This window comes from Streptomyces virginiae, assembly GCF_041432505.1.
GTDB lineage: Bacteria > Actinomycetota > Actinomycetes > Streptomycetales > Streptomycetaceae > Streptomyces > Streptomyces virginiae_A.
Window position 1 is genome coordinate 2,017,023 of sequence record NZ_CP107871.1, and the last position, 26,180, is coordinate 2,043,202.

The 26,180-nt window shown below is 72.9% G+C and carries 24 protein-coding genes and 6 tRNA genes; 12 read left to right on the forward strand and 18 right to left on the reverse strand.

Annotated elements, in window-relative coordinates; translation table 11 throughout:
- Positions 1 to 100 precede the first annotated feature (100 nt).
- Positions 101 to 2,440, forward strand: a complete 2,340-nt coding sequence (locus tag OG624_RS09475; protein WP_371639305.1) for an SCO7613 C-terminal domain-containing membrane protein — start codon at positions 101 to 103, stop codon at positions 2,438 to 2,440.
- 66 nt (positions 2,441 to 2,506) lie between these two features.
- Here OG624_RS09475 and OG624_RS09480 read toward each other — a convergent pair.
- Together OG624_RS09480 and OG624_RS09485 are read right to left on the reverse strand one after the other, a co-directional pair.
- A tRNA-Val gene (locus OG624_RS09480) sits at positions 2,507 to 2,578 on the reverse strand.
- A gap of 46 nt (positions 2,579 to 2,624) precedes the next feature.
- Positions 2,625 to 3,107 carry a TIGR02611 family protein gene (locus OG624_RS09485; protein WP_371639306.1) on the reverse strand — a complete coding sequence of 161 codons (483 nt, stop codon included), beginning with the start codon at positions 3,105 to 3,107 and terminating at the stop codon, positions 2,625 to 2,627.
- A gap of 177 nt (positions 3,108 to 3,284) precedes the next feature.
- On the opposite strand from OG624_RS09485, the gene OG624_RS09490 reads away from it, so the two are divergent.
- Positions 3,285 to 3,698 carry an SsgA family sporulation/cell division regulator gene (locus tag OG624_RS09490; RefSeq protein WP_030011909.1) on the forward strand — a complete coding sequence of 138 codons (414 nt, stop codon included), beginning with the start codon at positions 3,285 to 3,287 and terminating at the stop codon, positions 3,696 to 3,698.
- A 198-nt stretch (positions 3,699 to 3,896) separates the two neighbouring features.
- The gene (locus OG624_RS09495) at positions 3,897 to 4,517 is read left to right on the forward strand and encodes a CGNR zinc finger domain-containing protein (protein ID WP_033222551.1); all 621 of its coding nucleotides are present in this window, start codon (positions 3,897 to 3,899) and stop codon (positions 4,515 to 4,517) included.
- A 249-nt stretch (positions 4,518 to 4,766) separates the two neighbouring features.
- Here the strand turns inward: OG624_RS09495 and OG624_RS09500 are convergent, their stop codons facing one another.
- Positions 4,767 to 5,210: a hypothetical protein gene (locus OG624_RS09500; protein WP_371639307.1), complete on the reverse strand. Its 444-nt coding sequence runs from the start codon at positions 5,208 to 5,210 to the stop codon at positions 4,767 to 4,769.
- Between the two features lie 196 nt (positions 5,211 to 5,406).
- Between OG624_RS09500 and OG624_RS09505 the strand changes: the two genes are divergently transcribed.
- A complete protein-coding gene (locus OG624_RS09505) occupies positions 5,407 to 5,901 on the forward strand; it encodes a DsbA family protein (RefSeq protein WP_266358557.1) in 495 nt (164 codons plus the stop codon).
- Between the two features lie 8 nt (positions 5,902 to 5,909).
- Here the strand turns inward: OG624_RS09505 and OG624_RS09510 are convergent, their stop codons facing one another.
- The 3 genes from OG624_RS09510 to OG624_RS09520 all read right to left on the reverse strand — a co-directional run bounded on the left by OG624_RS09510 (position 5,910) and on the right by OG624_RS09520 (position 8,718).
- Positions 5,910 to 6,734: a GNAT family N-acetyltransferase gene (locus tag OG624_RS09510; protein ID WP_033222545.1), complete on the reverse strand. Its 825-nt coding sequence runs from the start codon at positions 6,732 to 6,734 to the stop codon at positions 5,910 to 5,912.
- An 80-nt stretch (positions 6,735 to 6,814) separates the two neighbouring features.
- Positions 6,815 to 7,636 carry an aminotransferase class IV gene (locus tag OG624_RS09515; protein WP_161292251.1) on the reverse strand — a complete coding sequence of 274 codons (822 nt, stop codon included), beginning with the start codon at positions 7,634 to 7,636 and terminating at the stop codon, positions 6,815 to 6,817.
- Positions 7,633 to 8,718 (reverse strand): chorismate-binding protein, encoded by a 1,086-nt coding sequence (locus OG624_RS09520; protein WP_033222541.1) that lies wholly within the window; start codon positions 8,716 to 8,718, stop codon positions 7,633 to 7,635. Before OG624_RS09520 ends, OG624_RS09515 begins: the two co-directional genes overlap by 4 nt.
- A 180-nt stretch (positions 8,719 to 8,898) precedes the next feature.
- Here OG624_RS09520 and OG624_RS09525 point away from each other — a divergent pair.
- The 5 genes from OG624_RS09525 (at position 8,899) to OG624_RS09545 (ending at position 9,374) form a co-directional block, all read left to right on the forward strand.
- A tRNA-Gly gene (locus tag OG624_RS09525) sits at positions 8,899 to 8,971 on the forward strand.
- Positions 8,972 to 9,009: 38 nt separating this feature from the next.
- Positions 9,010 to 9,083, forward strand: a tRNA-Cys gene (locus OG624_RS09530).
- A 1-nt stretch (position 9,084) separates the two neighbouring features.
- Positions 9,085 to 9,156, forward strand: a tRNA-Val gene (locus OG624_RS09535).
- 19 nt (positions 9,157 to 9,175) lie between these two features.
- Positions 9,176 to 9,247: transfer RNA gene (locus OG624_RS09540), tRNA-Val, on the forward strand.
- Positions 9,248 to 9,299: 52 nt separating this feature from the next.
- Positions 9,300 to 9,374 (forward strand) — tRNA-Val (locus tag OG624_RS09545).
- 210 nt (positions 9,375 to 9,584) lie between these two features.
- On the opposite strand, the gene OG624_RS09550 is transcribed toward OG624_RS09545, so the two are convergent.
- The gene (locus OG624_RS09550) at positions 9,585 to 9,794 is read right to left on the reverse strand and encodes a hypothetical protein (RefSeq protein ID WP_371589784.1); all 210 of its coding nucleotides are present in this window, start codon (positions 9,792 to 9,794) and stop codon (positions 9,585 to 9,587) included.
- 527 nt (positions 9,795 to 10,321) lie between these two features.
- Here OG624_RS09550 and OG624_RS09555 point away from each other — a divergent pair.
- A complete protein-coding gene (locus OG624_RS09555; RefSeq protein WP_033222647.1) occupies positions 10,322 to 11,539 on the forward strand; it encodes a serine/threonine-protein kinase in 1,218 nt (405 codons plus the stop codon).
- 8 nt (positions 11,540 to 11,547) lie between these two features.
- Here the strand turns inward: OG624_RS09555 and OG624_RS09560 are convergent, their stop codons facing one another.
- The 8 genes from OG624_RS09560 to OG624_RS09595 form a co-directional block, all read right to left on the reverse strand.
- Complete coding sequence (locus OG624_RS09560; protein WP_371639308.1) at positions 11,548 to 12,369, reverse strand: TrmH family RNA methyltransferase; 822 nt, start codon at positions 12,367 to 12,369, stop codon at positions 11,548 to 11,550.
- A 42-nt stretch (positions 12,370 to 12,411) separates the two neighbouring features.
- Positions 12,412 to 13,656: a uroporphyrinogen-III C-methyltransferase gene (gene cobA, locus OG624_RS09565; RefSeq protein ID WP_033222537.1), complete on the reverse strand. Its 1,245-nt coding sequence runs from the start codon at positions 13,654 to 13,656 to the stop codon at positions 12,412 to 12,414.
- Between the two features lie 281 nt (positions 13,657 to 13,937).
- Positions 13,938 to 17,087 (reverse strand): nicotinate-nucleotide--dimethylbenzimidazole phosphoribosyltransferase, encoded by a 3,150-nt coding sequence (cobT, locus tag OG624_RS09570; protein ID WP_371639309.1) that lies wholly within the window; start codon positions 17,085 to 17,087, stop codon positions 13,938 to 13,940.
- Positions 17,088 to 17,361: 274 nt separating this feature from the next.
- Positions 17,362 to 18,561 (reverse strand): precorrin-6y C5,15-methyltransferase (decarboxylating) subunit CbiE, encoded by a 1,200-nt coding sequence (gene cbiE, locus OG624_RS09575; protein ID WP_371639310.1) that lies wholly within the window; start codon positions 18,559 to 18,561, stop codon positions 17,362 to 17,364.
- A gap of 101 nt (positions 18,562 to 18,662) precedes the next feature.
- Positions 18,663 to 19,361 carry a GNAT family N-acetyltransferase gene (locus OG624_RS09580; RefSeq protein WP_161291304.1) on the reverse strand — a complete coding sequence of 233 codons (699 nt, stop codon included), beginning with the start codon at positions 19,359 to 19,361 and terminating at the stop codon, positions 18,663 to 18,665.
- A gap of 236 nt (positions 19,362 to 19,597) precedes the next feature.
- The gene (locus OG624_RS09585; RefSeq protein ID WP_033222528.1) at positions 19,598 to 20,464 is read right to left on the reverse strand and encodes a MetQ/NlpA family ABC transporter substrate-binding protein; all 867 of its coding nucleotides are present in this window, start codon (positions 20,462 to 20,464) and stop codon (positions 19,598 to 19,600) included.
- Positions 20,465 to 20,558: 94 nt separating this feature from the next.
- On the reverse strand, positions 20,559 to 21,227 hold the full coding sequence (locus OG624_RS09590) for a methionine ABC transporter permease (RefSeq protein ID WP_033222526.1): 669 nt from the start codon (positions 21,225 to 21,227) through the stop codon (positions 20,559 to 20,561).
- Entirely contained in the window at positions 21,224 to 22,270 is a 1,047-nt protein-coding gene (locus OG624_RS09595) for a methionine ABC transporter ATP-binding protein (protein ID WP_033222524.1), read from the reverse strand. The genes OG624_RS09590 and OG624_RS09595 overlap by 4 nt, the downstream gene beginning before the upstream one ends.
- A gap of 558 nt (positions 22,271 to 22,828) precedes the next feature.
- On the opposite strand from OG624_RS09595, the gene OG624_RS09600 reads away from it, so the two are divergent.
- On the forward strand, positions 22,829 to 23,197 hold the full coding sequence (locus tag OG624_RS09600; RefSeq protein WP_033222521.1) for a hypothetical protein: 369 nt from the start codon (positions 22,829 to 22,831) through the stop codon (positions 23,195 to 23,197).
- 49 nt (positions 23,198 to 23,246) lie between these two features.
- Positions 23,247 to 23,660, forward strand: coding sequence for a hypothetical protein (locus OG624_RS09605; protein WP_106971444.1), 414 nt, complete (start codon positions 23,247 to 23,249; stop codon positions 23,658 to 23,660).
- Here the strand turns inward: OG624_RS09605 and OG624_RS09610 are convergent.
- From OG624_RS09610 to OG624_RS09620, 3 genes are all read right to left on the reverse strand, one after another.
- Positions 23,650 to 24,156, reverse strand: coding sequence for a GNAT family N-acetyltransferase (locus OG624_RS09610; protein WP_030723525.1), 507 nt, complete (start codon positions 24,154 to 24,156; stop codon positions 23,650 to 23,652). The genes OG624_RS09605 and OG624_RS09610 overlap by 11 nt on opposite strands.
- 37 nt (positions 24,157 to 24,193) lie before the next feature.
- The gene (locus tag OG624_RS09615; protein WP_078909419.1) at positions 24,194 to 24,754 is read right to left on the reverse strand and encodes a sigma-70 family RNA polymerase sigma factor; all 561 of its coding nucleotides are present in this window, start codon (positions 24,752 to 24,754) and stop codon (positions 24,194 to 24,196) included.
- A 73-nt stretch (positions 24,755 to 24,827) separates the two neighbouring features.
- Positions 24,828 to 26,003 (reverse strand): glycerophosphodiester phosphodiesterase, encoded by a 1,176-nt coding sequence (locus OG624_RS09620; protein WP_371639311.1) that lies wholly within the window; start codon positions 26,001 to 26,003, stop codon positions 24,828 to 24,830.
- Positions 26,004 to 26,180 lie beyond the last annotated feature (177 nt).

The following is a 26,180-nucleotide window of genomic DNA, read 5'->3' on the forward strand; positions in this document are numbered from 1 at the left end:
GCCGAGGGGACCCGCGGGCCGATCGTCGGGTACCTACTCAGGGCACATCTGAGTACGCACACCCATGTCCTGACTGCGTGACCGCCGCCACACTCCGGATATGAACACGCCTCTGCCGCCCGCCGAAGAGCTGGCGCTCATCGACCGCGAGCTGGCTCAACTCGATGCCCGGCGGATGTATCTGCTGGGCCGTCGGGACTGGCTGCTGCGTCTGCTGCTCCAGCCCGGCTCCGGTCCCGCTCCCGTCCGTTGGGGGCCCGCGGTGTCCGCCGGGCCCGCCGGGCCGGCGAAGGAGGCCTCCGCCCCGAGCGCGCAGAACGTGCTGCTCACCCTGGGCGCGGTGCTGCTGGCGGTCGCCGCGCTCGCGTTCACGCTGGTCAGCTGGGGCTCGATGGGGATCGCCGGCCGCTCGGCGGTGCTCGCCGCGGTGACGGCGGCGGCGCTGGGCGCGCCCGTGCTCCTGCTGCGCCGCGGCCTGCGGTCGACGGCGGAGTCGGTCGCGGCGGTCGGCCTGCTGCTGACGGTGCTCGACGCGTACGCGCTCTACGCGGTCGGCATGCCGGACAGGGACGGCACCGGTTACGCGGCGGGGGCGGCCGCCGTGCTGGCGGCCGCCTGGGCCGGCTACGGCTCGGGGCTGCGCACGCTGCGGCTCCCGCTGCCGGCCGCGGTGCTGGCGGCGCAGTTCGCGCTGCCGCTGGCGGCGCTGGCCGCCCGGCCGGGCCCGCAGGCGCTCGGCTGGGCGCTGCTGGCGACGGCGGCGCTGGACGCGGCGCTCGCGCTGCGGGTCAGGTGGGCGGCGATCCCGGCGGCCGTGACGGCGGCCGGGACGCTGCTGATCGGGGTGGCCCAGTCCTGGTCGGCGGGGTCCGCGGCGGCTGCCGTGGCCCCGGCGGCGCTGCTGCTGGCGGGCGCGGCCCTCGGGGTGGCCGCCGCCTGGCGCGAGCCGCGTGCCTCGGCCGGGGCGCTGGTGGGCGCCCTGGCTGCGGTGGCCGGCCTGGGCGGGGTGGCCCGGCCGGTCCTGGACCCGGCCTGGACGGTGCTGGCGCACCTGCTGCTCGCGCTGCCGCTGCTGGCGGCGGTACGGGTCCCCGCGCTCCCGGCGGCGGTCCGGCGCGGGTCGGCCCGCGCCGGGGCGGCGGTGGCCGGCCTGGCGGCGCTGTCGGCCGGTGCCGCGGCGGCCACGGCCCTGGCGGCGCGGCTGCGGGTGCTGGGTGAGGTGTGGGCGGAGACGACTCCGGACGGGGACCCGTACGCGCCGGGGGCGGCGGTCACGCTGATCCTGCTGATCGCGGCGGGCGCGGCCTGGGGGACGGCGCGGGCGCTGTCCCGGCCGGAGCCGACGGTGGTGGCGGTGGTCCTGGCCTGGGCGGGGCTGTTCACGGCCCCGGTGCTGCTCGGGTTCCCGGTGGCGGCGGTGTTCGCCGCGCAGCTCGCGGTGGCGGGGGCGGTGGGTGTCCTCGCCCTGCGCTCCTCGGAGCGCGGGGTCCGGATCGCGGCGGCGGTGTGCGCGGCGGTCGGTGCCGCGAGCGTGTCCCTGGGCGCGCTGGACGGCCGGACGGCGACCTTCGCGGTGTGGGGGCTGCTGGGCGCGGGCTGCGCGGCGGGGGCGGCGTACGGGGCCGCCTCGCGGCCGGTGCGGTCCGGGGCGGCCGTGTGCGCCGTCGGGTACGCCACGGGTGTCCTGGTGGCGGCCGGAGCGGTGTCGGACCTGGCCGTGACCTGGTGGGCGCTGCCGGTGCTCGCGGTCCCCGCACTGGCCGCGGCGCTCGGGCCGCGGCTGGGCGAGGTACGGCTGCCCGTCGAGATCGCGGCGGCCGTGGCGGGCGTACTGGCGCTGGGCCTGTCGGCCGGGCGGGCCGGAACACTGGCGCTGGTCCTGGCGCTGGCCGGGGTCGTCTGCGCGGGCGCCGCGGTGCGGCCGGAGCGGCGGGTCCTGGGCTGGGCGGCCGGGGCGCTGCTGGCGGCGGCGACCTGGGTGCGGCTGGCGGAGGCCGGGGTGAGCGCGCCGGAGGCCTACACGCTGCCGGTGACGGTGCCCGCCCTCGTGGTGGGGCTGCTGCGGCGGCGCCGGGACCCGCAGGCCTCGTCCTGGACGGCGTACGGCCCGGGCCTGGCGGCGACGCTGGTGCCGAGCCTGCTGGCGGCCTGGGGGGACCCGGGCTGGATGCGTCCGCTGGTGCTGGGGGCGGCGGCGCTGGTGGTGACGCTGGTGGGCGCCCGGTGGCGGCTGCAGGCTCCGCTGCTGCTCGGCGGGGCGGTGCTGGCGGCGGTGGCGGTGCACGAGCTGGCCCCGTACGTGGTGCAGGTCGCGGGTGCGCTCCCGCGCTGGGTGCCGCCGGCCCTGGCGGGTCTGCTGCTGCTGGCGGTGGGGGCGACGTACGAGCGACGGCTGCGCGACGCCCGCCGACTGCGGGCCGCGATCGGCCGACTGCGCTAGGTCGTGTCCGCCCGGGGGAACGCCAGAGGCCCGGAGACGGTGAAGTCTCCGGGCCTCTGGTCCGGGTGGGCGATACTGGGTTCGAACCAGTGACCCCTTCGGTGTGAACGAAGTGCTCTCCCACTGAGCTAATCGCCCGGACGCACCGCAAACATTACCGCATGTCAGCGGTGCTCCTTGACCATCACTGGTCCTTGAGGCTCCAGGGCAGGACGAGCCCGTACTTCCACAGGTAGAAACCGATCAGCGCGCCCGCGATGACGAGGCCCACGCTGGTCAGGATGATGTTGCGGCGGCGGACCTTGGGGTCGAGCGCCTTCTGTGCGGCCTCGGTGACTTTCCGCTTGGTCCAGCGCAGCACGAGGTGGGCCCAGGCGAACTCGGTGGCCCAGATCGCCAGGCCGGCGAAGATCGCGACCCAGCCGGGGCCGGGCAGGACGAGCATGGCGATGCCGGCGCCGATCACCGCGAGGCCGACGATGAAGACGCCGACCTGCCAGCTCAGGTGCAGGCTCCTGTTCCGCTTGATGAAGGCCGGGGCCTTCGACACGTGCGGCGTCTCCTCGGCGGCCCCGGTGGCGGCTTCCGCGGTCGATCCGGCGGTGGCTTCCGTGGTGGCGTCATCAGCGGCGGACCCGTGGGTTCCGCGGTCACTCCCCGTATTCATGGACCCGAATCTACCGGAGCTCGATGCACACGGGAATGCGGGTTTGGATCCGCCGTCCGAGGGACCCAGAGGTCCGCAAAACGGTCAGAGGGGTTTACAACGGCACCGTAGGTGGCATGTCGATTTCGCCGACGTGCGAATCCCCGAGCGCACACTGAGCGAAAGGCCCTGGCGCTTATGAACACCACGGTCAGCTGCGAGCTGCACCTGCGCCTCGTTGTGTCGAGCGAGTCCTCACTGCCTGTTCCCGCGGGCCTGCGGTATGACACGGCCGACCCCTACGCCGTGCACGCCACCTTCCACACCGGCGCCGAGGAAACGGTCGAATGGGTATTCGCCCGCGACCTCCTCGCGGAGGGCCTCCACCGGCCCACCGGTACCGGCGACGTCCGCGTCTGGCCGTCCCGCAGCCACGGTCAGGGCGTCGTCTGCATCGCCCTGAGCTCACCGGAGGGAGAAGCACTGCTCGAAGCACCCGCCCGAGCACTCGAGTCGTTCCTCAAGCGGACGGACGCCGCGGTCCCACCCGGGACCGAGCACCGGCACTTCGACCTCGACAAGGAGCTCTCCCACATCCTGGCCGAAAGCTGAGCCAGGCCTACAGCCGCTCGACACCGTCCGACTCGGGGCGACGGTGCGGGTCGGACAATCACATACGGCGATGCCGGCGCTGTTCCCGCGGAAGCCACCCGCGAGGACGGCGCCGGTGTGCTCCGCGGGACCCGCTATTGTCGGGCGGCAGCGGCGACGGATCCCGTCGTCGCAGGCCCGGCCCCTGAGGGAGACCCCGTGCAGATCCCCCACGACACCCGTCGCGCGCTCGACGTCGTCGTCGCGCTGGTGAACACCGCGGCCGAGACCGACCAGCCCGACGGGCTCTCGGACATCGGCGCGCTGCGCGGATTCGTCCAGGAGTACTCGATCAGTGACGTCGGCGAGCTCAGCGCCCGCGACCTGGCCGGCGTCCGGACGGTGCGCGGGAAGTTCGCGCAGGTCTTCGCCTCTCCGAACCCGCGTGCGGCTTCCATACTGATCAACGAGCTCGTGGCCACGGCGGGCACCACCCCGCAGCTGACCGACCACGACGGCTACGACTGGCACGTGCACTACTTCGCGCCGGGCGCGTCGGTGGGTGACCACCTGGCGGCCGACGGCGGCATGGCGCTGGCCTTCATCGTGGTCTCCGGCGAGCAGGAACGGCTGCGCCGCTGCGAGGCCCCGGACTGTCGGCGCGCCTTCGTCGACCTGTCGCGCAACCGGTCCCGGCGCTACTGCGACAGCCGGACCTGCGGGAACCGACTGCACGTGGCGGCGTACCGGGCCCGGCGCAAGGAGGCCGACGCGGAGGCGTCAGAGCATGAAGAGATCGTGCACCGCGGCGAGCAGCAGCAGGATGCCGATCACCGCTAGGAAGATCATCAGGGGTGGCTGGGAGAGCGCGAAGAGACAACCTCGCGGCTCCTCCACCACAGGGGCGGGTACCGGCGGGTCATGGTGCGATGTGTCGAACATGTCGCGCCGATGATGACGTAGCGCACCCCGCGTCGGCCCTCAACACGCCAACATCCGCGCGGGAGTTCGCTCGATCTTGTGGACGAGGGCGATCCGGGCCGATCAGGACCGTAATGCGTGCTCAGGCCCTGCGCCCACCTCGCGAGCTCAGATCCCGTGCTTCTTGAGGATGGCCTCGATGTCGGACAAGTCCTCCGTGGGGGCGGCGGGCTGCGTCTGCGAACCGGCCCGGGTCGCGCCGAGGGACGGCGCGGAGGCGGTCGGGGCGACGGCCCCGGCGGCCGGGCTCCCCTTGACCTTCTTCGCGGGCTTCCCGGACTCCTCGGACGCCGGCAGGCCGCGGCGCTCGATGGCCCGGGTGGTCATGAAGAGCAGCCAGGACAGCCCCAGCAGCCCGAAGCCGGCCCAGACGGTCGGGTTGAAGACCATCCCGGACACCCACTCCACGAACCCCGTCATCACCAGGGCGACCGGCACCAACGCGTACGCGGTGATCCGCGTGGCGGCCAGGAAGCGCTTGCGGTAGGCGGTGACCGCGGCGATGCCCAGGCCCGCCACTGACACCGCGGAGCAAATGGTCTCGGCAAGCATGCGGTCCTCCGGACTCTCGGCGGCTCGGCGATCTGTCCCTATCCATCCTGCACCGGCCGCCGCCGCGGCGGCCAGGTTCCGGGCCGCCCCCGGGCGGATCTCCGGGACATCTCCGGGTCGCGCCTCCTCCCTGGGTCCAGGTCCCACGCTCCCGGTCCCGGTCGGTGGGGCGGGCGGGGACTGGGAGACTGTCCGTATGACCGATTCCGTGATCCTCGACGTCTGGTGCGAACTGCAGTGCCCGGACTGCCACCGCGCCCTGGACGACGTACGCGCCCTGCGGGCCCGCTACGGCGACCGGCTGGACATCCGGCTGCGCCACTTCCCCCTGGAGAAGCACAAGCACGCCTTCGCCGCGGCCCAGGCCGCCGAGGAGGCCGTGGAGCAGGGCCAGGGCTGGCCCTACGCGGAAGCGGTGCTGGCGCGCACCGCGGAGCTGGCCGAGCGCGGCGAGCCGGTCCTGCTGGACGTGGCGCGTGAACTGGGGCTCGACATCGAGGAGTTCGACACCGCCCTGATCGACGGCCGGCACATCCTGATCGTCGACGCCGACCAGGCCGAGGGCAAGGCGATCGGTGTGACCGGCACCCCGACGTACGTGATCGACGGGCAGCGTCTCGACGGCGGCAAGAGCCAGGACGGGCTGCGCGCCCGGATCGAGGAGATCGCCGACCGCCTGCTCGCCGCCTAGACGAGGTCCTAGACGAGGTCCTTGGCGTAGTTGAAGTTGGTGGGTCGGTAGCCGAGGGAGACGTACAGCCTCAGGGCCGGGGTGTTGTCGGTGAAGACCTGGAGCGCCAGCGAGCGGTGTCCGGCGGCGAGGGCGGCGCGTTCGGCGAGGGCCATCAGGTGGCGGCCGTACCCGCGGCCCCGGTGCTCGGCCCGGACCTCGACGTCGTAGATGTACGAGCCCTCCGCGCGCGGCGCGAGCCACACGTGGCCGACGGGTACCCCGGCCGCCTCCAGGACGACGAAGGTGGCTCCGGGGGTGGCCAGGCCCCGAGGCAGTTGGCTCTCGTGGTCGGCGACCGACTTGGCGCGGGCGGCCTCGGCCGACATGCCGCGGCTGCGCCAGTTCGCGGCGTAGGCCTCGACGGCCCCGACGTACCAGGCTTCGTACTCGGTGTCCGTCATGGGGCGGCCGCGTACCTCGTCGGGGAGGGCGGGGGGCTCGGCCGGCAGGTCCTTGGCCATGTTCCGGCTGTACTCGGTGTATCCGAGGGCCTCGGCCATGCACAGGCCGGCCTCCGAGTCCGCCGGGACCGAGACGCGGACCCGGCGGCAGCCCCAGCCGCGCAGCACTTCCTCGGCGGCGAGAGCGGCGACGGTGGCCCGCCCCCGCCGCCGGTCGCCCTGTTCGACGGCGAGGTCGCGGATCTCGCCGACCGTCGGCCCGAAGGGGGTGTCGGAGGCGATCAGCAGGGCGCCGACCCGCCTGCTGTTGACCCGGATCTCGTACGGGCGCGAGCGCGCGCCGTCCGCCGTGTGCTGGAGCGGCCCGGACGGCCGCAGGGTGGTGGTCATCCCTTGAGTTCTACCCCTCCCCCGGCCGCCGCGACAGCCCTCCTCCGGCGGAAGCCGCCCCCGCTCCCGTCCCGGTCGTCCTACGGGTCGAGGTCCGCGCCCGCCATCACCTCGAAGATCCGCATCACCTCGGCCGTGACCGGCCCGGGGGCGGACCCCAGTTCGCGGTCGTCGATCCGCAGTACGGCCTGGGCGTCGCGCAGCGAGGAGGTCACGAAGACCTCCTCGGCCCGCTCCAGCACGTCGAAGGGCAGGTCGGTCTCCTTGGCACCGGCCCAGTCGACGATCAGGGCCCGGGTGATGCCGGCCAGGCAGCCGGAGGCGAGCGGCGGGGTGTGCAGTTCTCCGTCGAGTACGACGAAGACGTTCGAGCCGGTGCCCTCGCAGAGGCGGCCGAGGGTGTTGGCGAGGAGCGCCTCGGAGGCCCCGGCGCGGTGCGCGGCGGCGAGGGCGACCACGTTCTCGGCGTACGAGGTGGTCTTCAGTCCGGCCACGGCGGAGCGTTCGTTGCGGACCCAGGGCACCGTGACGACGGCGGTGGTGTCCGGCCGGCGGGGGGAGTCGGCGACGGCGGCGATCAGGGTGGTCCCGGCGTCCCCGCGGTCGGAGCCGAGGGGGGAGACTCCGCCGGTGTAGGTGACGCGCAGTCGCCCGTGCTCCAGCGGGTTGGCCTCCAGGACGGCGGCGCAGGCCCGGCGGACCTCGTCGAGGTCGGGGTCCGGCAGGCCCAGGCCCCGGGCCGAGCGGGTGAGCCGTTCCAGGTGCCGGGTGAGCGCGAAGGCGCGGCCGCGCTCCGCCTTCAGCGTCTCGAAGACGCCGTCGCCCACGGTCAGGCCGTGGTCGAGGACGGACACCTTCGCGCTGTCCACCTCGGTGAGGGCTCCGTCGAGCCAGATCTTCATGGTGCGGTCCTTCCGATCGTGTCGTTCGTCCCCTGCGTGCCGCCGCTCACCTCGTGGCCCATGGCCACCCGCAGGAGCCGGGCGGCCTTGAGTTCGGTCTCCGCCCATTCGCGGTCGGGGTCGGAGCCCCACGTGATGCCCGCCCCGGTGCCGAAGAGCAGGCGGGGTCCGCCGGCGGCCTCGCGGTCGATCCAGAATGTACGGATGCCCACGGCGAGCTCGGCGGTGCCCCGGTCGGCGTCGACCCAGCCGATGCCTCCGCAGTAGGGGCCGCGTGGGGCGGTCTCCAGGGCTTCGATGATGCGCAGGGCGGAGGACTTGGGGGCGCCCGTGACGGAACCGGGCGGGAAGGTGGCGGCGAGCAGCTCGGGCCAGCCGGTGCCGTCGGCGAGTTCGCCGCTCACGACGGAGACGAGGTGGACCAGGCCCGGGTGCTCCTCGACGGCGCACAGCTCGGGGACGGCGACGGAGCCCGTCGCGCAGACCCGGCCGAGGTCGTTGCGTACCAGGTCCACGATCATCACGTTCTCGGCGTGGTCCTTGGGGAGCAGGTCGTGGACGGTGCGGCCGGTCCCCTTGATGGGGCCGGACTCGATGTACCGGTCGGAGCGGCGCAGGAACAGCTCGGGGGAGGCGGTGGCGATCTCGACTCCGTGGGCGGCCAGGCGAATCGTTCCTGCGAAGGGTGCGGGGTTGCCGCGCGCGAGGAGCGCCGTGAGCGCGTCGACGTCGGCGCGGTCGGGGTGGGGCAGCGGCGCGGACATCACCCGGCAGAGGTTGGCCTGGTAGACCTCACCTGCGGCGATGTGCTCACGGACGCGCCGCACCCCGGCCACGTACGCGGCACGGTCGAGGGAGGAGGTCCACCGGTCGGCGTCGGGTCCGCGCCAGGCGCCCGGAACGGGCGCGGGGACGGGCTCGCGGCGTACGTCGCCGAAGCGCGCGCAGACGAGCCGGCCTTCGAAGTCGGCGGACACCGCCCAGAAGCCGGTGGAGTCGAGGGCGGCGGGGTCGCTGGTGACGTCTCGGAGGTCGGTCGCGAGAAGGCCGCCGAAGCGGGCCATGGGAGGCAGGTCGTGCACGGCTGCGAGTCTATGACCGGTGACGAGACGGCGCCGGTGCGGTGACGGCAGGGTGACCTGTGGTGATCGAGCGGCAGCACGCTGCGGAAACGCGTTTTTGAGCTGGCCCGGTAATCCGCTAGAGTTCAACACGTCGCCAGGGAGCGAAGGGGGAAAACCCCGGAGCGAACACGGTGACCTGCGGACGTAGCTCAGTTGGTAGAGCACCACCTTGCCAAGGTGGATGTCGCGAGTTCGAGTCTCGTCGTCCGCTCGAAGTGGGGGATCTTCCCGAGAACCCCTGCAGCTCCAGGTGGAGTGGCCGAGAGGCGAGGCAACGGCCTGCAAAGCCGTCTACACGGGTTCAAATCCCGTCTCCACCTCCAAGGACGATTAGCTCAGCGGGAGAGCGCTTCCCTGACACGGAAGAGGTCACTGGTTCAATCCCAGTATCGTCCACTGATCCGCAAGGATCCCCGCGCGATTAGCTCAGCGGGAGAGCGCTTCCCTGACACGGAAGAGGTCACTGGTTCAATCCCAGTATCGCGCACGCAGCACCAGCATCACCTTGTTCCACCTGCGGCTTTCGAGCCGTGGAGCCCGCGCGATTAGCTCAGCGGGAGAGCGCTTCCCTGACACGGAAGAGGTCACTGGTTCAATCCCAGTATCGCGCACCACCTGAAAGCCCCGACCGTCCCACGGTCGGGGCTTTCGCGTTCCTCCGCACGAGTGGGTCGCGGCACATGAAAAAGGGTGCTGCCCGTCCGACTCCCCAGTCGTACGGGCAGCACCCTTCACCTGCCGTCCGTCCGCCGCTCCCCCGTCCCCACGGGGTTCGACAGGCCGATGTCCCGGTCCGGGCCGCTCTCCCGGACCTGGGGCGCCGCTCAGCGCCCCAGCATCACGCCCACGGACGACGCCTGTGCCGCCAGCTGATCGAAGCCTCCGAAGAGGAAGAGCAGCAGGGCGGCCAGGGGAAGGACCATGGCCGCGGCCACCAGTGGGTGGCGGGTACCGGACTCGTGGCCGTTGAACGCGAATGCCTTGCGCCCCTGCCGTGCGATGTCCGCCATGGTCCTCTCCCTGTCGTCTGGCAGCGGCGGGCTCGTGACCTCGGGGGACGAGTGCGCCACCCGCCGCTTGTCTTCAACACTAGGCGGGCGGGCGGCTCCTGGCCTCATGCCCTCGTACCCATTGCCGGGCCTCCAGGAGGATGACGGGGGCCGCCCCGCGTACTCCCCTGGGTGGAGACCGTTCCCCCGTTGTGGGGGACTTCCCGGAGGGGATGACCGGAGGGTAGTGACTTCGCTCACTTGCGTCACTCCCCGTGGCCGCGTGTCCGCCCACCGGCCGCCGGCAAGATCGACTCGGCCGGGAGTGGCCCGCGGTCGCCCCGGAGCGGGCCCTGACCTGCTCCGGGGCGCCAATCCCCTTGCTTCGAGGGGCGTTTGGCCGAGCGGACCGCCCCGGGGGAACGCCCGGACGGCAGCGCCGACACCCCCTCACGTGTGCTGTGCCGCACTGACAATCGAATCTCCCGGCGAGGGCGCGGCCTCTGAGCACGCATGCCGGATGGTCCGTAAGCTGTGCCACGTCAACAGGACGACCGGTCAGCGGGGTGGACATGGCGATGATGCGGCTCCGGCGCGAGGACCCGCGTGTCGTCGGCTCGTTCAGACTGCACCGCCGGCTCGGCGCCGGCGGCATGGGCGTGGTCTACCTGGGATCGGACCGGCGCGGGCAGCGTGTCGCGCTCAAGGTCATCCGGCCGGATCTGGCCGAGGACCAGGAGTTCCGCTCGCGGTTCGCCCGTGAGGTGTCCGCCGCCCGGCGGATCCGGGGCGGCTGCACGGCGCGCCTGGTGGCCGCGGACCTGGAGGCCGAACGCCCCTGGTTCGCGACCCAGTACGTACCCGGCCCCTCGCTGCACGACAGGGTGGCCGAGGAAGGCCCTCTGACGGCCGCACAGATCGCCGCCGTGGGCGCCGCGCTCTCCGAGGGCCTGGTCGCCGTCCACGAGGCGGGCGTCGTCCACCGGGACCTCAAGCCCTCGAACATCCTGCTGTCGCCCAAGGGCCCGCGGATCATCGACTTCGGCATCGCCTGGGCCACCGGGGCGAGCACCCTCACCCATGTGGGTACGGCCGTCGGCTCCCCCGGGTTCCTCGCGCCCGAGCAGGTGCGCGGCGCCGCCGTCACCCCGGCCACCGACGTCTTCGCCCTCGGCGCCACGCTGGCGTACGCGGCCACCGCCGACTCGCCCTTCGGGCACGGCAGTTCCGAGGTCATGCTGTACCGCGTGGTCCACGAGGAGCCGCACCTCCAGGGCGTGCCGGACGCGCTGGCACCCCTGGTACGGGCCTGCCTCGCCAAGGATCCCGAGGAGCGGCCCAGCACGCTCCAGCTGTCGATGCGGCTCAAGGAGATCGCGGCCCGCGAGGCACAGGGGCTCTCCGACGGGCGCCCGCCGGCCCAGCGGGCCCGGGTCGAGCGGCCGACCGGGCGGCTCCCCGAGGCGGAGCGGATCGGCGGCGCGGCCGAGGAGTACCCCGGCCGGCGTACGGAGCGTCGTACCGGCGGCAACACCACGCCCCGGGCCCAGGGCGGCACCCCGAGCGGCCCGCACTCACGGCCCTCGTCCTCCCGCAACCCGCAGCACCCCGGCGGCCCGTCCTCCCGGCCGACCTCGGGGCGTACGGGCGGCCGTCCGGCCCCCAGGACGACGGGGACGGGACGGCGGCCCTCACGGCCGGATCCGAAGCTGATGCGGCAGCGGCTGATCGTGTTCGTCGTGGTGACGCTGATCGTGGCGCTGGGCATCGCGGCGGCCCAGAAGTTGTAGCCCGGGCGCTACTGCTGCGGGGCGCGGCCCTGGGCCACCGCGTAGAAGGCGACCGCGGCCGCCGCGCCCACGTTCAGCGAGTCCACGCCGTGCGCCATGGGGATCCGTACCCATTCGTCGGCGGCGACCAGCGCGGGCGTGGACAGGCCGTCGCCCTCGGCGCCGAGCATCAGCGCGACCCGTTCGAGGGACTGCGGCGCGGCCACGTCGATCGGCGTGGCCTTCTCGTGCGGGGTGAGGGCGAGCAGCTTGAAGCCCGCCTCGCGCACCGAGTCCAGGCTCTTCGGCCAGGCTTCCAGGCGGGCGTAGGGCACGGAGAACACCGCCCCCATGGAGACCTTCACCGAGCGGCGGTAGAGAGGGTCCGCGCAGTCCGGTGACAGCAGCACCGCGTCCATGCCGAGGGCTGCGGCGCTGCGGAAGATGGCCCCGATGTTGGTGTGGTCGTTGACCGCTTCCATGACGACCACGCGGCGGGTGGTGGAGAGCAGTTCCTGCGCCGTGGGCAGCGGTTTGCGCTGCATGGAGGCCAGGGCCCCGCGGTGCACGTGGTAGCCGGTGACGCGCTCGGCGAGCTCGGGGCTCACCGCGTAGACGGGTGCCGGGAGTTCGTCGATGACGTCGCGCATGACGTCGACCCACTTGGCGGAGAGCAGCATCGAGCGCATCTCGTACCCGGCGTCCTTGGCGCGTCTGATGACCTTCTCGCCCTCGGCGATGAAAAGGCCTTCGGCGGGCTCGCGCCGGCGCCGGAGTTCGACGTCGGTCAGGCCCGTGTAGTCGCGCAGGCGCGGGTCGTCGGGGTCGTTGATGGTGATGAGATCAGCCACAGGGTGATACTGCCTTGTCCTGGGTGCGGTGCCAACGGCCTGTCAGGCGCCGGTGGTGGGGAGGGTGCGGTCGCCCGGGCCGTTCACGCGGACGACCTCGCCGATGACGATGACGGCCGGCGGGCGGACCTCCTCGGCGCGGACCGTCTCGCCGACGGTGGCGAGGGTGGCGTCCACGCGGCGCTGGGTGGCGGTGGTGCCCTCCTGGATCACCGCGACGGGGGTCTGCGCGGAGCGGCCGTGCCGCACGAGCGCCTCGGCGATCAGGCCGATCTTGTCGACGCCCATGAGGATCACCAGGGTGCCGGTGAGCTTGGCGAGGGAGGCCCAGTCCACGAGCGAGCGCGGGTCGTCGGGGCCGACGTGGCCGCTGACCACGGTGAACTCGTGCGCCACACCGCGGTGGGTGACCGGGATGCCGACGGCGCCGGGCACCGAGATGGAGCTGGAGATGCCGGGAACGACGGTGCACGGGATGCCGGCCTCGGCGAGGGCCTGGAGCTCCTCCATGCCGCGACCGAAGACGTAGGGGTCGCCGCCCTTGAGCCGGACCACGGCCTTGCCGGCCTTGGCGTGCTCGATCAGGGCGTTGTTGATGGCCTCCTGCGCCATGAACCGGCCGTACGGGATCTTCGCGGCGTCGATGACCTCGACGTGCGGCGGAAGCTCGTCGAGCAGGTCGCGGGGGCCGAGCCGGTCGGCGATGACCACGTCGGCCTCGGCGAGGAGCCGGCGGCCGCGCACGGTGATCAGGTCCGGGTCGCCCGGGCCGCCGCCGACGAGGGCCACGCCGGGGGTGGCCTTGTGCCGGTGGGCGGGAGCGGTGAGGGTGCCGTCGCGCAGGCCTTCGACGACGGCGTCGCGGACGGCCGCGGAGCGGCGGGGATCGTTGCCGGTCAGCACGGCGACGGTGACGCCCTCGATGCGGCCGGTCGCGGGGGTCCAGGCGGTGGCGGCGGAGGCGTCGTCGGCGCGCACGCACCAGACGCGCTCGCGCTCGGCCTCGGCGGAGGCGCGCTCGTTGTCCTCGCGGTTCTGGGTGGCGATCAGCGCGTACCAGGCGTCGGCGAGGTCGCCGTCCTGGTAGCGGCGGCGCTCCCAGCGGATCTCGCCGGTCTCGGCCATGGCGTCCACGGAGGGGGTGGCGGAGGGCGAGATGAGCAGGACGTCGGCGCCGGCCGCGATGAGCGCGGGAAGGCGGCGCTGCGCGACCTGTCCGCCGCCGATGACGACGACACGGCGGCCGGCCAGGCGGAGTCCTACGGGGTAGGCGGGGGTGTCGGCCATGGCGGATGCGGCTCCTGGGGGCGGCGGTGCTCTTGCGTGCCGCTGCGGCGCTGGAGCGGCGGTGTACTGACGTGCGGCTTCTTTGTGCTGGTCCACCATACGGCGCGGGTCGTCCCGAGGCGCGGACGGGGGCTGAGCCCGGCCCGGGGCCGAGCCCCCGGACCCCGCGCCTCGAACGCCGGCGGGGCCGGGGGTGGACGACCGGCCTGCCGGGCGGCGGTGGGGTCGCTCGACCTGCGGGGACGTCCCGGAGTGTCCCCGCCCCGCGGTCCCCCGGAGTACTACTTCTCCGTGACGCCTGCCGAGTCGAAGGTGGCCACCTCGTGCATGGCGCGGGCCGCGCTCTGGACCAGGGGGAGGGCGAGGAGGGCGCCCGTGCCCTCGCCGAGGCGGAGGTCCAGGTCGACCAGCGGGCGCAGGCCCAGCTTGTTGAGCGCCGCGACGTGGCCCGGCTCGGCGCTGCGGTGGCCCGCGATGCACGCCGACAGGGACTCCGGGGCGATGGCGCGGGCCACCAGAGCGGCGGCTCCGGCGCTGACGCCGTCCAGGATCACCGGGGTACGCAGCGACGCGCCGCCGAGGAGGAGGCCGACGATGGCCGCGTGCTCCAGTCCGCCGATCGCCGCGAGGACGCCGATCGGGTCCGCCGGGTCGGGCTGGTGGAGCTCCAGGGCGCGGCGGACGACCTCGACCTTGCGGGCGTGCGTCTCGTCGTTGATGCCCGTGCCGCGGCCGGTCACCTCGGCCGGGTCGACACCGGTGAAGACCGAGATGAGGGCGGCGGACACCGTGGTGTTCGCGATGCCCATCTCGCCCGTGAGGAGCGCCTTGTTGCCCGCCGCGACCAGGTCGCGAGCCGTCTCGATGCCCACCTCGATGGCCGCGACGGCTTCCTCGCGGGTCATGGCGGGGCCGGTGGAGAGGTCGGCGGTGCCCGGGCGGACCTTGCGCGGGAGCAGGCCCGGGGTGGCCGGGAGGTCGCCCGCGACGCCGACGTCGATCACGCACACCTCGGCGCCGACCTGGTTGGCGAAGGCGTTGCAGACCGCTCCGCCGCCCAGGAAGTTGGCCACCATCTGGGTGGTGACCTCCTGGGGCCACGGGGTGACGCCCTGGGCGTGCACGCCGTGGTCACCGGCGAAGATCGCGACCGCGGCCGGCTCCGGGATCGGCGGCGGGCACACCCGGGACAGGCCGCTGAGCTGGGCGGAGATGATCTCCAGCATGCCCAGGGCGCCGGCCGGCTTCGTCATGCGCTTCTGGCGCTCCCACGCCTCGCCGAGCGCCTTCGCGTCGAGCGGGCGGATGCTGGCGACCGTCTCCGAGAGGAGGTCGTGCGGCTCCTCGCCGGGCAGTGCGCGGCGACCGTAGGTCTCCTCGTGGACCACCCAGGACAGCGGGCGGCGCTGCGACCAGCCGGCCTGGGCCAGCTCGGGCTCCTCGGGGAACTCGTCGACGTAGCCGACGCAGAGGTAGGCGACGACTTCGAGGTGCTCGGGCAGGCCCAGCTCGCGGACCATCTCGCGCTCGTCGAAGAAGCTGACCCAGCCGACGCCGAGGCCTTCGGCGCGCGCGGCGAGCCAGAGGTTCTCGACGGCGAGGGCCGAGGAGTACGGGGCCATCTGCGGCTGGGTGTGCCGGCCGAGGGTGTGGCGCCCGCCCCGGGTGGGGTCGGCGGTGACGACGATGTTGACCGGGGTGTCGAGGATCGCCTCGATCTTGAGTTCCTTGAACTGCTTCGCCCGGCCCTTGGGCAGCGACTTCGCGTACGCCTCGCGCTGGCGCTGGGCGAGCTCGTGCATCGTCCGGCGGGTCTCGGCGGAGCGGATGACGACGAAGTCCCAGGGCTGCGAGTGGCCGACGCTGGGCGCGGTGTGGGCCGCTTCCAGGACGCGCAGCAGCACCTCGTGCGGGATCGGGTCGGTACGGAAGCCCTTGCGGATGTCGCGGCGCTCGCGCATGACGCGCAGGACGGCCTCGCGCTCGGCGTCGGCGTAGCCGGGGGCCGCCTCGCCCGCGGAGGGCTCGGCGGGGGCGTCCACCACGGGCTCGGCCTCGGGCTGTGCCTCGGCCTGCTCCACCGGGAGCGGCTCCGGGGCGACCTCGGGGTGGATCTGGAGGGGCGCCTGCGCCGACGCCGGCTCCGATGCCTGCTCAGGCTCCTGCTCCGGTTCCGGCTCAGGTCGGACGGTCTGCGGCTGGACGGGCTGTGCCGGGGCCGGCTCGGCCACGACGGCCGGGGCGGCGAGCACCGGCTCGGGCTGCGCCGGGGCCTCGGGCTGCTCCGCGGGGGCGGCGGCTTCCGGCTGCACCGGCTCGGCCACGACGGGCGGGGCCGCCGGCGCGGGCTCGGGCCGGGGTTCCACGGCCGCCGGCTCGGACACGAGCGGCTGCGGCTCCGGCTGCGGCTCGACCGCGACGGGCTCGGGCAGGACCGGCTCGGCCACGGCGGCGGCCACCGGCTCCACCGGGGCGACCGGCTCGGGCTCGGGCTCGGGCTCCGGCGCGGGCTCGACGGAGACCGGCTCCACGGTGACCGGCTCGACCGCGACCGGGTCGGGCTGCGGTTCCGGCTCGACCGCGACGGGCTCGGGCCGGACCACCGCTTCCGCCGGAGCGGGGGCCTGGGTCGGCTCCGGCTCCACGGGGGTCGCGGTGGGCTCGGCCATCGCCTCGGCGACGGGCTCGGGCGCGGCGACCGGCTCCGGGGTCCACGGGGCGCCGGCCTGCGGCGGGATCTCGACGGACGGGGCCACGGCGGCCTCGGCGGCCTCGGTGCGGATGTCCAGGTACTCGGGGCCCGTGGTCGGGGGGCCCGCCTGGGGGAACGGGATGGGCGCCGACGGGGCGCTCACGGCGGCCGTCGGGGCGGCCTGGGCGGGCGCCGCGGCCGGGCCGCGGTCGGCGAGGGACCGTACGACTCCGCCGTTGGCCTCGGGCACGGGCGGGCCCATGTGCAGGGGGCGCCGCATGGGGGCCGCGGGGGCCACCGGGGCGGCCGGCGGCGGGACGACGAGCCCGCCGAGGTCGAGCGCGCCGGAGTCACGGCCGCCCGTCTCGTGCGCGCCCGCGCTGTAGCCGCCGTCGGGGAACACGGGCGGGGGGAACTCGGTGTACGCGGCCGGGGCCTCGGCGTACGAGGACTCGGCGCCGAAGGCCTGGTCCGCGTACAGCTGCGGCTCGCCGAGCTGGGGCGCGGGGAAGGCCGGGGCCTGCGGGACGACCTGCGGGTCGCTCCAGGCACCCTGGCCGCTCGGCATCAGCAGCAGTTCCTCGTCCTCCGGCTCGGCCGGATTGTCCATGAGGTCCTGGAAGGCGTAGCCGGCGGGAATCGGTGCCGGGATCTGGACCGGAGCGGGGACGCTCTGCTGATCCACCATGCCCGCGTTGTCCGGGAGACCCTCGCCCGGGACCTGGCCGGTGTCAGTCATGCTTACCCCTCGCCCATCGGTTTTGCCTCTTCGATCGCCCGGTCGCCCACGAGGCCGCCGAGCGGTTTTGCCTGCGGGGTTGCGGTGCGACGAGCTCGTCTCGCATGCGCCGGCACGACAACCAGTAAGCATTGTCGCGCCCGTCGGCCACCGTGACGGCCATAACCGTCACGGTCCTCTGTGGACTGCGCCACGTCGCGCGTCCAGGCGGTGTCGCGATGCCCGAATCGTCCGAGGCAGTACGACGATCGGCCAGCCTACCCCGGCCCTCGTCTCAGCGCGTGGTGGGGCGTTCGGCTGCCAGGAGGAACACCACGGAACGGTCCTGTTCGGCCCAGGTTCGGGTGTCCAGGCCCACGGACTGGAGCAGTGCGCACTCGACGGCGTAACCGTGTTCGGTGAGTGCCCTGCCGATCGCCTCCGCCTCGTCGCGGGTGGAGGCGTGGCTGACGATCCGTTCGGGGCGGCGTTCGGCGACGGCCGCGACGACGGCGGCGCCGCCACCGCCGACACGGACGACATCGGGTTCGGGCAGGTTCTCCAGTACGTGCGGCGCGCGCCCGGCGACGGTCTGGAGCTGCACTCCGCGCGTGCGGGCGGCGGCGGTTATGCGGTCGCAGGCGGCCGGGTCGGCGTCCACCGCGATGACGGCGGCGCCGAGGGCGGCCGCGTCCACGGCCACGCCGCCGGATCCGGTGCCGATGTCCCACAGGAGGTCGCCGGTGCGCGGGCCGAGGCGGGCGAGTTGGGCGGCGCGCAGTTGCGCCGACCCTCCTTCTCCCGTGTCGGTCCGGGGCCTGGCCCAGCCGCGCTCGGTGGACCGGGCGGCGCTCTGGCCGAGGAGCCAGCCCGCGTCGGCCTGGGCCGGTCCCCCGCCGCCGATGACGATGACGACGTTCGGGTCGCGCCAGCTGTGGTCGGCGGCCTTGTCGGAGGTGAGGACGCTGACCTGCTCCCGGTCCGTGCCGAGTTCCTCGCAGACGACGAAGGTGCGGTGAACTCCTTCGAGGAGGAGCGCGAGTTCCGCGGGGCCGGCGCCGGGTGAGGTGAGGACCGCGACCTTGGCGTGGGCGCGGCAGACGTTGACCGCGCGGCGCAGGGTACGGGGGTGGGCCACGACGACCTGGGCGTCGTCCCAGGGCATGCCTGCGCGGGCGAAGGCCGCGGCGACGGAGGAGACGGCCGGGACGACCTCGACCTCCAGGCCGTGCTCCGGGGCGCGCAGGACGCGTACGGCGCCGAAGAAGCCGGGGTCCCCGTCGGCGAAGACCACCGCGGTGCCCCGGTGGCCGGCGATGCGGCGCGCGGCGAGGCCGACGCTGCCCAGGCGGATGCGCTCGGCGGTGGGCGGTACTTCGGGAAGGGCGAGGTGGTGCGCGGCGCCGGCCACGAGGGTGGCGGCGGAGAGCGCGGACCGGGCGCCCGCGGTCAGGGGCGAACCGTCCCAGCCGATCACCGTGACCCGGTCGGCCATCGTCGTCAGTCTCCTGGTCTGGCGGGGGCACCTCCCCGCGGAGGCCGGGGGGAGGGCGAAGTCGGTCGGGGCGGGCACGGTGAGACTACCCGGTCATCGGTTCAGTTCCAGTCGGCGCCGACGCGGTGGCCGTGCGCGTCGGCACGCTGCGGGAACGCGGTGCTGCGGGCGTATCCGTCGTAGCTGTCGTAGGTGTCGTACCCGTCGTAGCCGTCGCCCTCGTCGAGGTCCTCGGGGACCAGGCTCCAGACGATGAGGTCGGTGCGGGTGTCGGTCCAACCGCCGTCGGCCGTCTGCGTACGGACTATCCACGCGTTGCGCAGGACGCCCTCGCTGATGCAGCCGATCTTCTGGGCCACCTGCTGCGAGGCGGTGTTGTCGGCGGCGGTGCGCAGTTCGAGGCGCTCGAACCCCTGGTCGCGGAAGAGCCATTGGGCGACGGCCAGGACGGATTCGCTGGCGTAGCCCTCGCCGCGGGCCCAGGGGGCGGTGACGTATCCGACCTCGGTGGCGCGGGTGTGCCAGTTGGTGCTCTGCAGGTGCACGATGCCGACGAGGCGCTGGGTGAGGAACTCGGTGACGGCGAAGACGATGCCGCGACCCTCGGTGCGTTCCGCGTGGGAGTGCCGGGTGGCCCAGGCCTGCGCGTCGGCGGCGGTGTAGGGGTGGGGCACTCCGGTCCAGGCGGTGACGTGCTCGTCGTTCATCATCTCGGTCAGCGCGGTGACGTCCTCTTCCTCGAAGGGGCGCAGCACCAGCCGGTCCGTGCTGATGGTGACGTCCGGGAAGGTGGTAGTCATGCGCAGCTCCATGCCTGAGACCGTGGTGCGACCGTGGTGCGATGCGACCGCGGTGCGGGACCGTTCGTGCGGGACCGTGCGTGCGGTTCGTAGGCCACAGCATGCAGCATCGACCGGGTGATGTGCAGGGCCGGGTTGCCCGGAAGCGGGCAGAGCTCGGCCCCGCGCGCCGTCAGGTGCGTGCGGGGCCGAGATTCATGACCGGTTCGGGAGGAACCGGATCACGAGGTACCGGTTCAGGAGGTGGCCGGGGCGCCGAAGGCCGGGACGACCGAGCCCTGGTACTTCTCCTCGATGAACTTCTTGACCTCGTCGGAGTTCAGGAGCTTGGCCAGCTTCTGGATCCGCGGGTCGTTCTGGTTGCCGTCCTTGACCGCGAGGAAGTTGGCGTAGGGGTTGCCCTCGGCCTTCTCCAGGACCAGCGCGTCCTTGGCGGGCGACAGCTTGGCCTCCAGCGCGTAGTTGCCGTTGATGATCGCGGCGTCCACGTCGTTCAGGGCGCGCGGGACCGTGGCGGCCTCCAGCTCCTTGAACTCGAGGCCCTTCTTGTCGGTGATGTCGGACAGCTTGGCGCTGGTGCCGACGCCTTCCTTGAGGGTGATCAGGTTGTTCGCGGCGAGCAGCTGGAGCGCGCGGCCCTCGTTGGTGGTGTCGTTGGGGACGGCGATGGTCTGGCCGGCCTTGATGTCACCGATGGCCTTGATCTTCTTGGAGTAGAGGCCGAGGGGTTCCAGGTGGACGTTCACGACGGGCACGACGTGCGTGTTGTTCTTCTTGTTGAAGTCGTCGAGGTACGGCTTGTGCTGGAAGTAGTTGCCGTCGACCTGGCTCTGCTCGGTGGCGGTGTTCGGCAGGACGTAGTCCGTGAACTCCTTGACCTCCAGCTTGAGGCCTTCCTTGGCCGCGAGCTTGTCCTTGACGAAGTTCAGGACGTCGGCGTGCGGGCTCGGGGAGGCCGCTATGACGAGGGGCTTGCTCTCGTCGGCCTTGCCGCCGTCGGCCTTCGCCGAGGACGGGTCCGAGGAGCTGCCGCAGGCGGTGAGGCCGAGGGCGAGCGCGGTGGCCGTGGCGGCGAGGGCGGTGAGCTTGATGTTCTTACGCACGAAGAGTGCCTTTCTTGCTGAACAAGTACCGATGACTTGCTGGTGGTGGCCCAAGCACGACAAGTGCGGGCTCTGTGAGGGGTGGAAAGTCTTCTCAGGCGGTGCGGCCGCGGCGGGCGAGGAGGCGGACCACGCCGTCGCCGAGCAGCTGGATCACCGTGACGAGGGCGATGAGGACCACGACGGTGGCGACCATGAACCCGGTCTCGAAGCGCTGGAAGCCGTAGGTGATGGCCTTGGATCCCAGTCCTTCGCCGCCGACGGCGCCGGCCATGGCCGAGTAGCCGACGAGGGTGATGACGGTGGTGGTGACACCCGCGACGAGGGAGGGCAGGGCCTGCGGGAGGAGCACCTTGCCGACCAGGGTGGGGATGCCGCCGCCCATGGACTCGACGGCCTCGATCAGGCCGTGGTCCACCTCGCGGACGGCCGTCTCGACGAGGCGCGCGAAGAAGGGGACGGCGCCGATGGCGAGCGGGACGATCATGGCCGTGGGGCCGATGAAGGTGCCGACGACCGCGGTGGTGACCGGGATCAGGAAGATCAGCAGGATGATGAACGGCAGCGAGCGGCCTATGTTCACGATCACGCCGAGGACCTTGTTGAGCGGCTGGTTCTGCAGCAGGCCGCCCTTGTCCGTGAGGACCAGCAGGATGCCGATGGGCAGGCCGCCGAGCACGGTCACCAGGGTGGACCACAGCACCATGTAAAGGGTGTCGTAGGTGCCCTGGGTGAGCAGGGGCTGCATTTCGGACCAGGTCACTTGGCACCATCCTTGACCAGCTCGGCCAGCTCGTTGTCGATCTCGTCGACGATGTCGACCTGGAGGCCCTGCTCGCGCAGGAAGCCGACCGGCACGACGTTGTCCTCGTAGCCGCCGGGCAGTTCGATGCGCATGCGGCCGATCTGCCGGCCCGCGACGGTGTCCATCGCGGCGCCGAGGATCGAGATGTCGATGTTGTACGTGCGCGAGAGCTGCGAGATGACCGGCCGGACGGCGGCTTCGCCGTGGAAGGTGACGTCGACGACCGTGCGGTCGGGGCCGGTGGCGGTGCCGGTGACCGGGAAGAGTTCGCCGGCGAGCTCGGATCCGGGGGTGGCGAGGAGTTCGGCGACGGTGCCGGACTCGATGATGCGGCCGTTCTTCATCAGGGCGGCCGAGTCGCAGACGGTCTTGACGACGTCCATCTCGTGCGTGATGAGCAGCACGGTGAGGCCGAGCTGGCGGTTGAGGTCGCGCAGCAGCCCCAGGACGGAGCGGGTGGTCTCGGGGTCCAGGGCGCTGGTGGCCTCGTCGGACAGCAGCACCTTGGGGTCGCCGGCCAGGGCGCGGGCGATGCCGACGCGCTGCTTCTGGCCGCCGGAGAGCTGGGTCGGGTAGGCCTTGGCCTTGTCGGCGAGGCCGACGAGGTCGAGGAGTTCGAGGGCCTTGCGGGAGCGCTCACGGCCGGAGACCCCGAGGATCTCCAGGGGCAGCTCGACGTTGGCCTGGACGGTGCGCGAGGACAGCAGGTTGAAGTGCTGGAAGACCATGCCGATGCGGCTGCGCGCCTCGCGGAGCTCCTTGCCCGCGCGGCGGCCGCGGCCGGCGAGGGCGGTGAGGTCGACGCCGTCGACGGTCACCGTGCCGGTGGTGGGGCGCTCCAGCAGGTTGACGCAGCGGATCAGGGAGGACTTGCCGGCGCCGCTCTGGCCGATGACTCCGTACACCTCGCCCTCACGGACGTGGAGATCGACGCCGTCCAGGGCGGTGACCTCGCGGCCACGGGACTGGTAGACCTTCGTGAGGCCCGATGTGGTGATCACAGGGATTTCCGTCGCTGTCGTGTGCGCGGCGCAGCGGGGTGCCGGCACGGGGCAAACAATCTGGGGACGCGATACGGGACGAACCGTCAGAAAACGATGAGGTCGACACGTGCGCGGGGCATGGCCGAGCCGTGCTGTTCATCAGGGGACGAAGCACTGGCGCGACTGGTCTCGCTTCGGGGCGCGAGACTCAGGAGGGGACCCTCAGAAGGCGCACATTCGACACATACAACGAGCACCGGGCGTCATCGTCGCCTCGGTCGCAAGGGTGCGGCTGCTCGTCGTGGTCATGGGCCCCAGTAAACCAGACCTATCCCCTGACCGATCAACGGCGTCCGAATAGCGGACGCAATTCGACCGCATACCGGACGCCACCAGGCCCGCTCCCCCTTCCCCGGCGGGCCCTTCTCCCGTCGCTGACCTGCACCGACCGTGATGCCGAGGCCGGTACGGCCGGGTCCTTGCGGGGTGCGGCGACCGGGCCCGCTGTGGTCAAGACCACGGTCGGGACGCAGGGGTGCGCGCATCGGGTCTTTCGGCCCGTAATACCCTCGCTGCATGCTCGACGCCCTGACGGTCGCCATCGGCGTGGCCGCACTCGCCCTCGCCGCCTGGTGCGGCCACGCCGCGTGGCGGGACCAGCCGACCAAGGACTGGCATTTCATCGGTATGGCCGTCGTGACGGTGCTGGTCCTGGCGCAGCTCGTGATCGGTCTGGTGATGCTGGCCCGGGGCGGGAAGCCCGACGAGGGCACGGTGATCTTCGTGGCCTACCTGGTGGGCGCGTTCGCCGCGGTACCGGCGGCCGGCATGCTCTCGCTGACCGAGCGGACCAAGTGGGGATCGATCACGGTGGCCGCCGGCGCCGTCGTGCTCGCCGTCCTCGAAGTACGGCTCTACGACATCTGGGGAACCACCGGTGCCTGACTCCGACACGACGAACGACACGGGCACCGAAAGCGGCACGGGCGCCGCCATCACCACCGCCGGCCGCAAGCGGCTGGTCTCCGGGCCCGGTCTGCTGCTGGTGTGGCTGTACGGGGTGATGGTGGTGGGCGCGGTCTCCCGCTCGGCCTTCCAGATCTCCACCGAGTTCGACCGGGCGCCGCTGGCGTACTCGCTGTCCGCCGTGGCCGCGCTGGCCTACGCCTTCATCACGTACTCGCTGGTGCGTGGCGGCGAGCGGGCCCGCAAGGCGGCGCTGGTCTGCTGCGCCGCCGAGCTGGCGGGCGTGCTGGCCGTGGGGACCTGGACCCTGGTGCGACCCGAGTCCTTCCCCGACACGACCGTGTGGTCCCAGTTCGGGATGGGCTACCTCTTCATCCCGGTGATCCTGCCGATCACCGGGATGCTCTGGCTGCGCAGGCGCGGAGCGGCGCCTACGCGCTGACCGTGAAGTCGGTCGGGTCCTTGGCTTCCTTCTCCAGGATCACCAGCTGGACGCCGTCGGACGCCGTGCGGCCGCCGACCTTGACGTAGCCGGCCTTGCGGTAGAGGCGCAGGTTCGACTCGCTCTTGTGCCCGGTGTGCAGGCGGAAGCGGGTGGTGTTGCCGGGGCTCGCCAGGGCCTCCTCGACCGCGCGCAGCAGGCGCGCCCCGAGGCCGTGACCCTGCAGGCGCGGGTGCACGCAGAGCTTGGCGATCTTGCCGGTGCCGTCCTCGTCGACGTTGCCGCGCACGGTCCCGACGATCTCGTCGCCGAGCCGGGCCACCAGGACGGTGTCCGTCGCCAGCTCGCCCTTGAGGGAGTCCAGGGACTGGGTGAGCGGCTGGATGAGGTAGTTGCCGTAGAGCTCGGCCTCCCGCTGGAAGGCCAGGTACTGCAGTTTGAAGATCTGCTCAGCGTCCTCGGCAGCCGCCGCCGAAATGGTCACGCTCATGCCCATGTGCGCATGCCTCCAGCTCACCTGGTAGCCCGTTGGTCTACCGCTCCTTTCCCCGCAGGCCAGGAGCCGCAACCTCTGCAGCCAGCATTCTGCGCAGACATCCCAGGCAACGGGAACGGACGGGCCCCAAACTTCCTTGTGAGATACCCAACTCTCCTGCGATTTCACGGTAAGTGAGGTCTCTGGGCGAAAGAAGTGCCTTCATCAGCTCGGGACAGCGTCCGGGCAACCGGGCGACCGCCGATCGGAGTGCGCGGTTCTCCTCGCCGTGCAGGAGGGCGTCTTCCGGTTCGGCCGCGGCGGCCGGGCCGGCCGGTGTGCTCCCGTCCACCGAGTGCTGACGGTGCCCGTACGGGACCTCGCGGCGGGCCCGGCGGCGGGCGAGGCGGGCCTCCGCCCGGACCGCGCGGCGCAGCCACCGCGCCGGCTCCGCGGGTTCGGCCGGATCGGGGGCGTGGCGGCCGCTCTCCAGCAGCCTGACCCAGACGGCTTGTTCCAGGTCGGCCGCGTCCACTCCGGTGCCCGGGGCCTCCGCTGCCGCCTCGGCGGAGAGCAGCGGGCCGAGCTTGTCGACGTAATCAGCCTTCAGCAGGTCCATGCCGGGCGGGACGAGCGGGCCGGGCCGGACGGTTTCCCCACCGGGCCCGGCCCACTCGTACGGGAAGCGGCGCTCAGCGGTTGACGGGGCGTCGGCCCGGACGGAAGGCATCCGCAGCGAGCAGTCCGGTGTCCGGGTTGTCGGTGAAGATCCCGTCGATGCCCTGTTCGAAGTAGGTCCGGAAGGCGCCGAGGGCGTCCCCGTACGCGGCCGGGTCGGTGCCCCGGCGGTATTCGGCCGGCAGGAAGTTGTTCTCGTTGCGGGCGGTGTAGGGGTGGAGCAGCAGCCCGCGGGCGTGGGCGTCCTTCACCAGGGTGGTCGGTGCGCCGAGCTTGCCGGCCGCGTCGCGCGGGAGGATCAGGTCCATGGTCGGGCCGATGCCCTGGGCGAAGCCGGCGATCCACTTCAGGCCCTCCGGCTTGACCAGGTCCGCGACCGTACGCGGGTCCTTGGCCAGTTCGAAGTCCCAGGGCCGGGTGTCGGCCGCCGACAGCAGGACCACGCGGGGCGCGGAGACCAGACGGGAGAGCCGCTGGATGCTGGAGGGCTCGAAGGACTGGAGGAAGACGGCGGCGCCCCGTCCGTCGCGCCCGTAACGGCGCAGGAGCTTGGCGAGGGGCTCCTCCAGGCCGAGGCCCAGACCCCGGAAGTAGCTGGGGTGCTTGGTCTCCACGTGCAGCCACACCCGCCTGCCGCGCCGCTTGCCCTCACGGTCGGCCCAGCGCAGCACCTCTTCGAAGGTGGGTACGGCCCACCGGCCGTCGTAGAGGGTGTTGCGCTGACGAACGGCGGGGATGCGTTCCTTCGCGCGCAGGGTCCGCAGCTCGGCCAGGGTGAAGTCCTCGGTGAACCAGCCGGTGACCGAGACCCCGTCGACGGACTTGGTGGTGCGTCGGGAGGCGAACTCGCGGTGGTCGGCGACGTCGGTGGTCCCGCCGATCTCGTTCTCGTGGCGGCACACCAGGTGGCCGTCGCGGGTCGGTACCAGGTCCTGCTCGACGACGTCGGCGCCCAGGTCGAGGGCGAGCTGGTAGGAGCCGATCGTGTGCTCCGGCCGGTAGCCGCTGGCTCCGCGATGGCCGATCACCGTCGGGTGGGGGAGGTCCCGGTATCCCCCGTCGCCGCGTCCCTCGTCGTACCCGCCCTCGGCCGCGGCGGCGGAACCCGCCGCCAGTCCCGTGATCCCGGTCCCGGCCGCCAGGACGGCCGCCCCCAGGACCGTGCGCCGCGCTGCCCCACCCTGTGTCATGAGTGCCCACTCCTCGTCGTGAACGCCGTGTCGCGGCCCGCGATCGGCGTGCAGATGGTAGGCAAACAGGGGTGGCCGAGGGGCGTGCGCCGAGGGATCGTCCGGGGAACTTGGCGCAAACGTGCGTCAACACTCTGTATCCGACACGTGAACCCGATGTGCGCTCCGACCTGACCC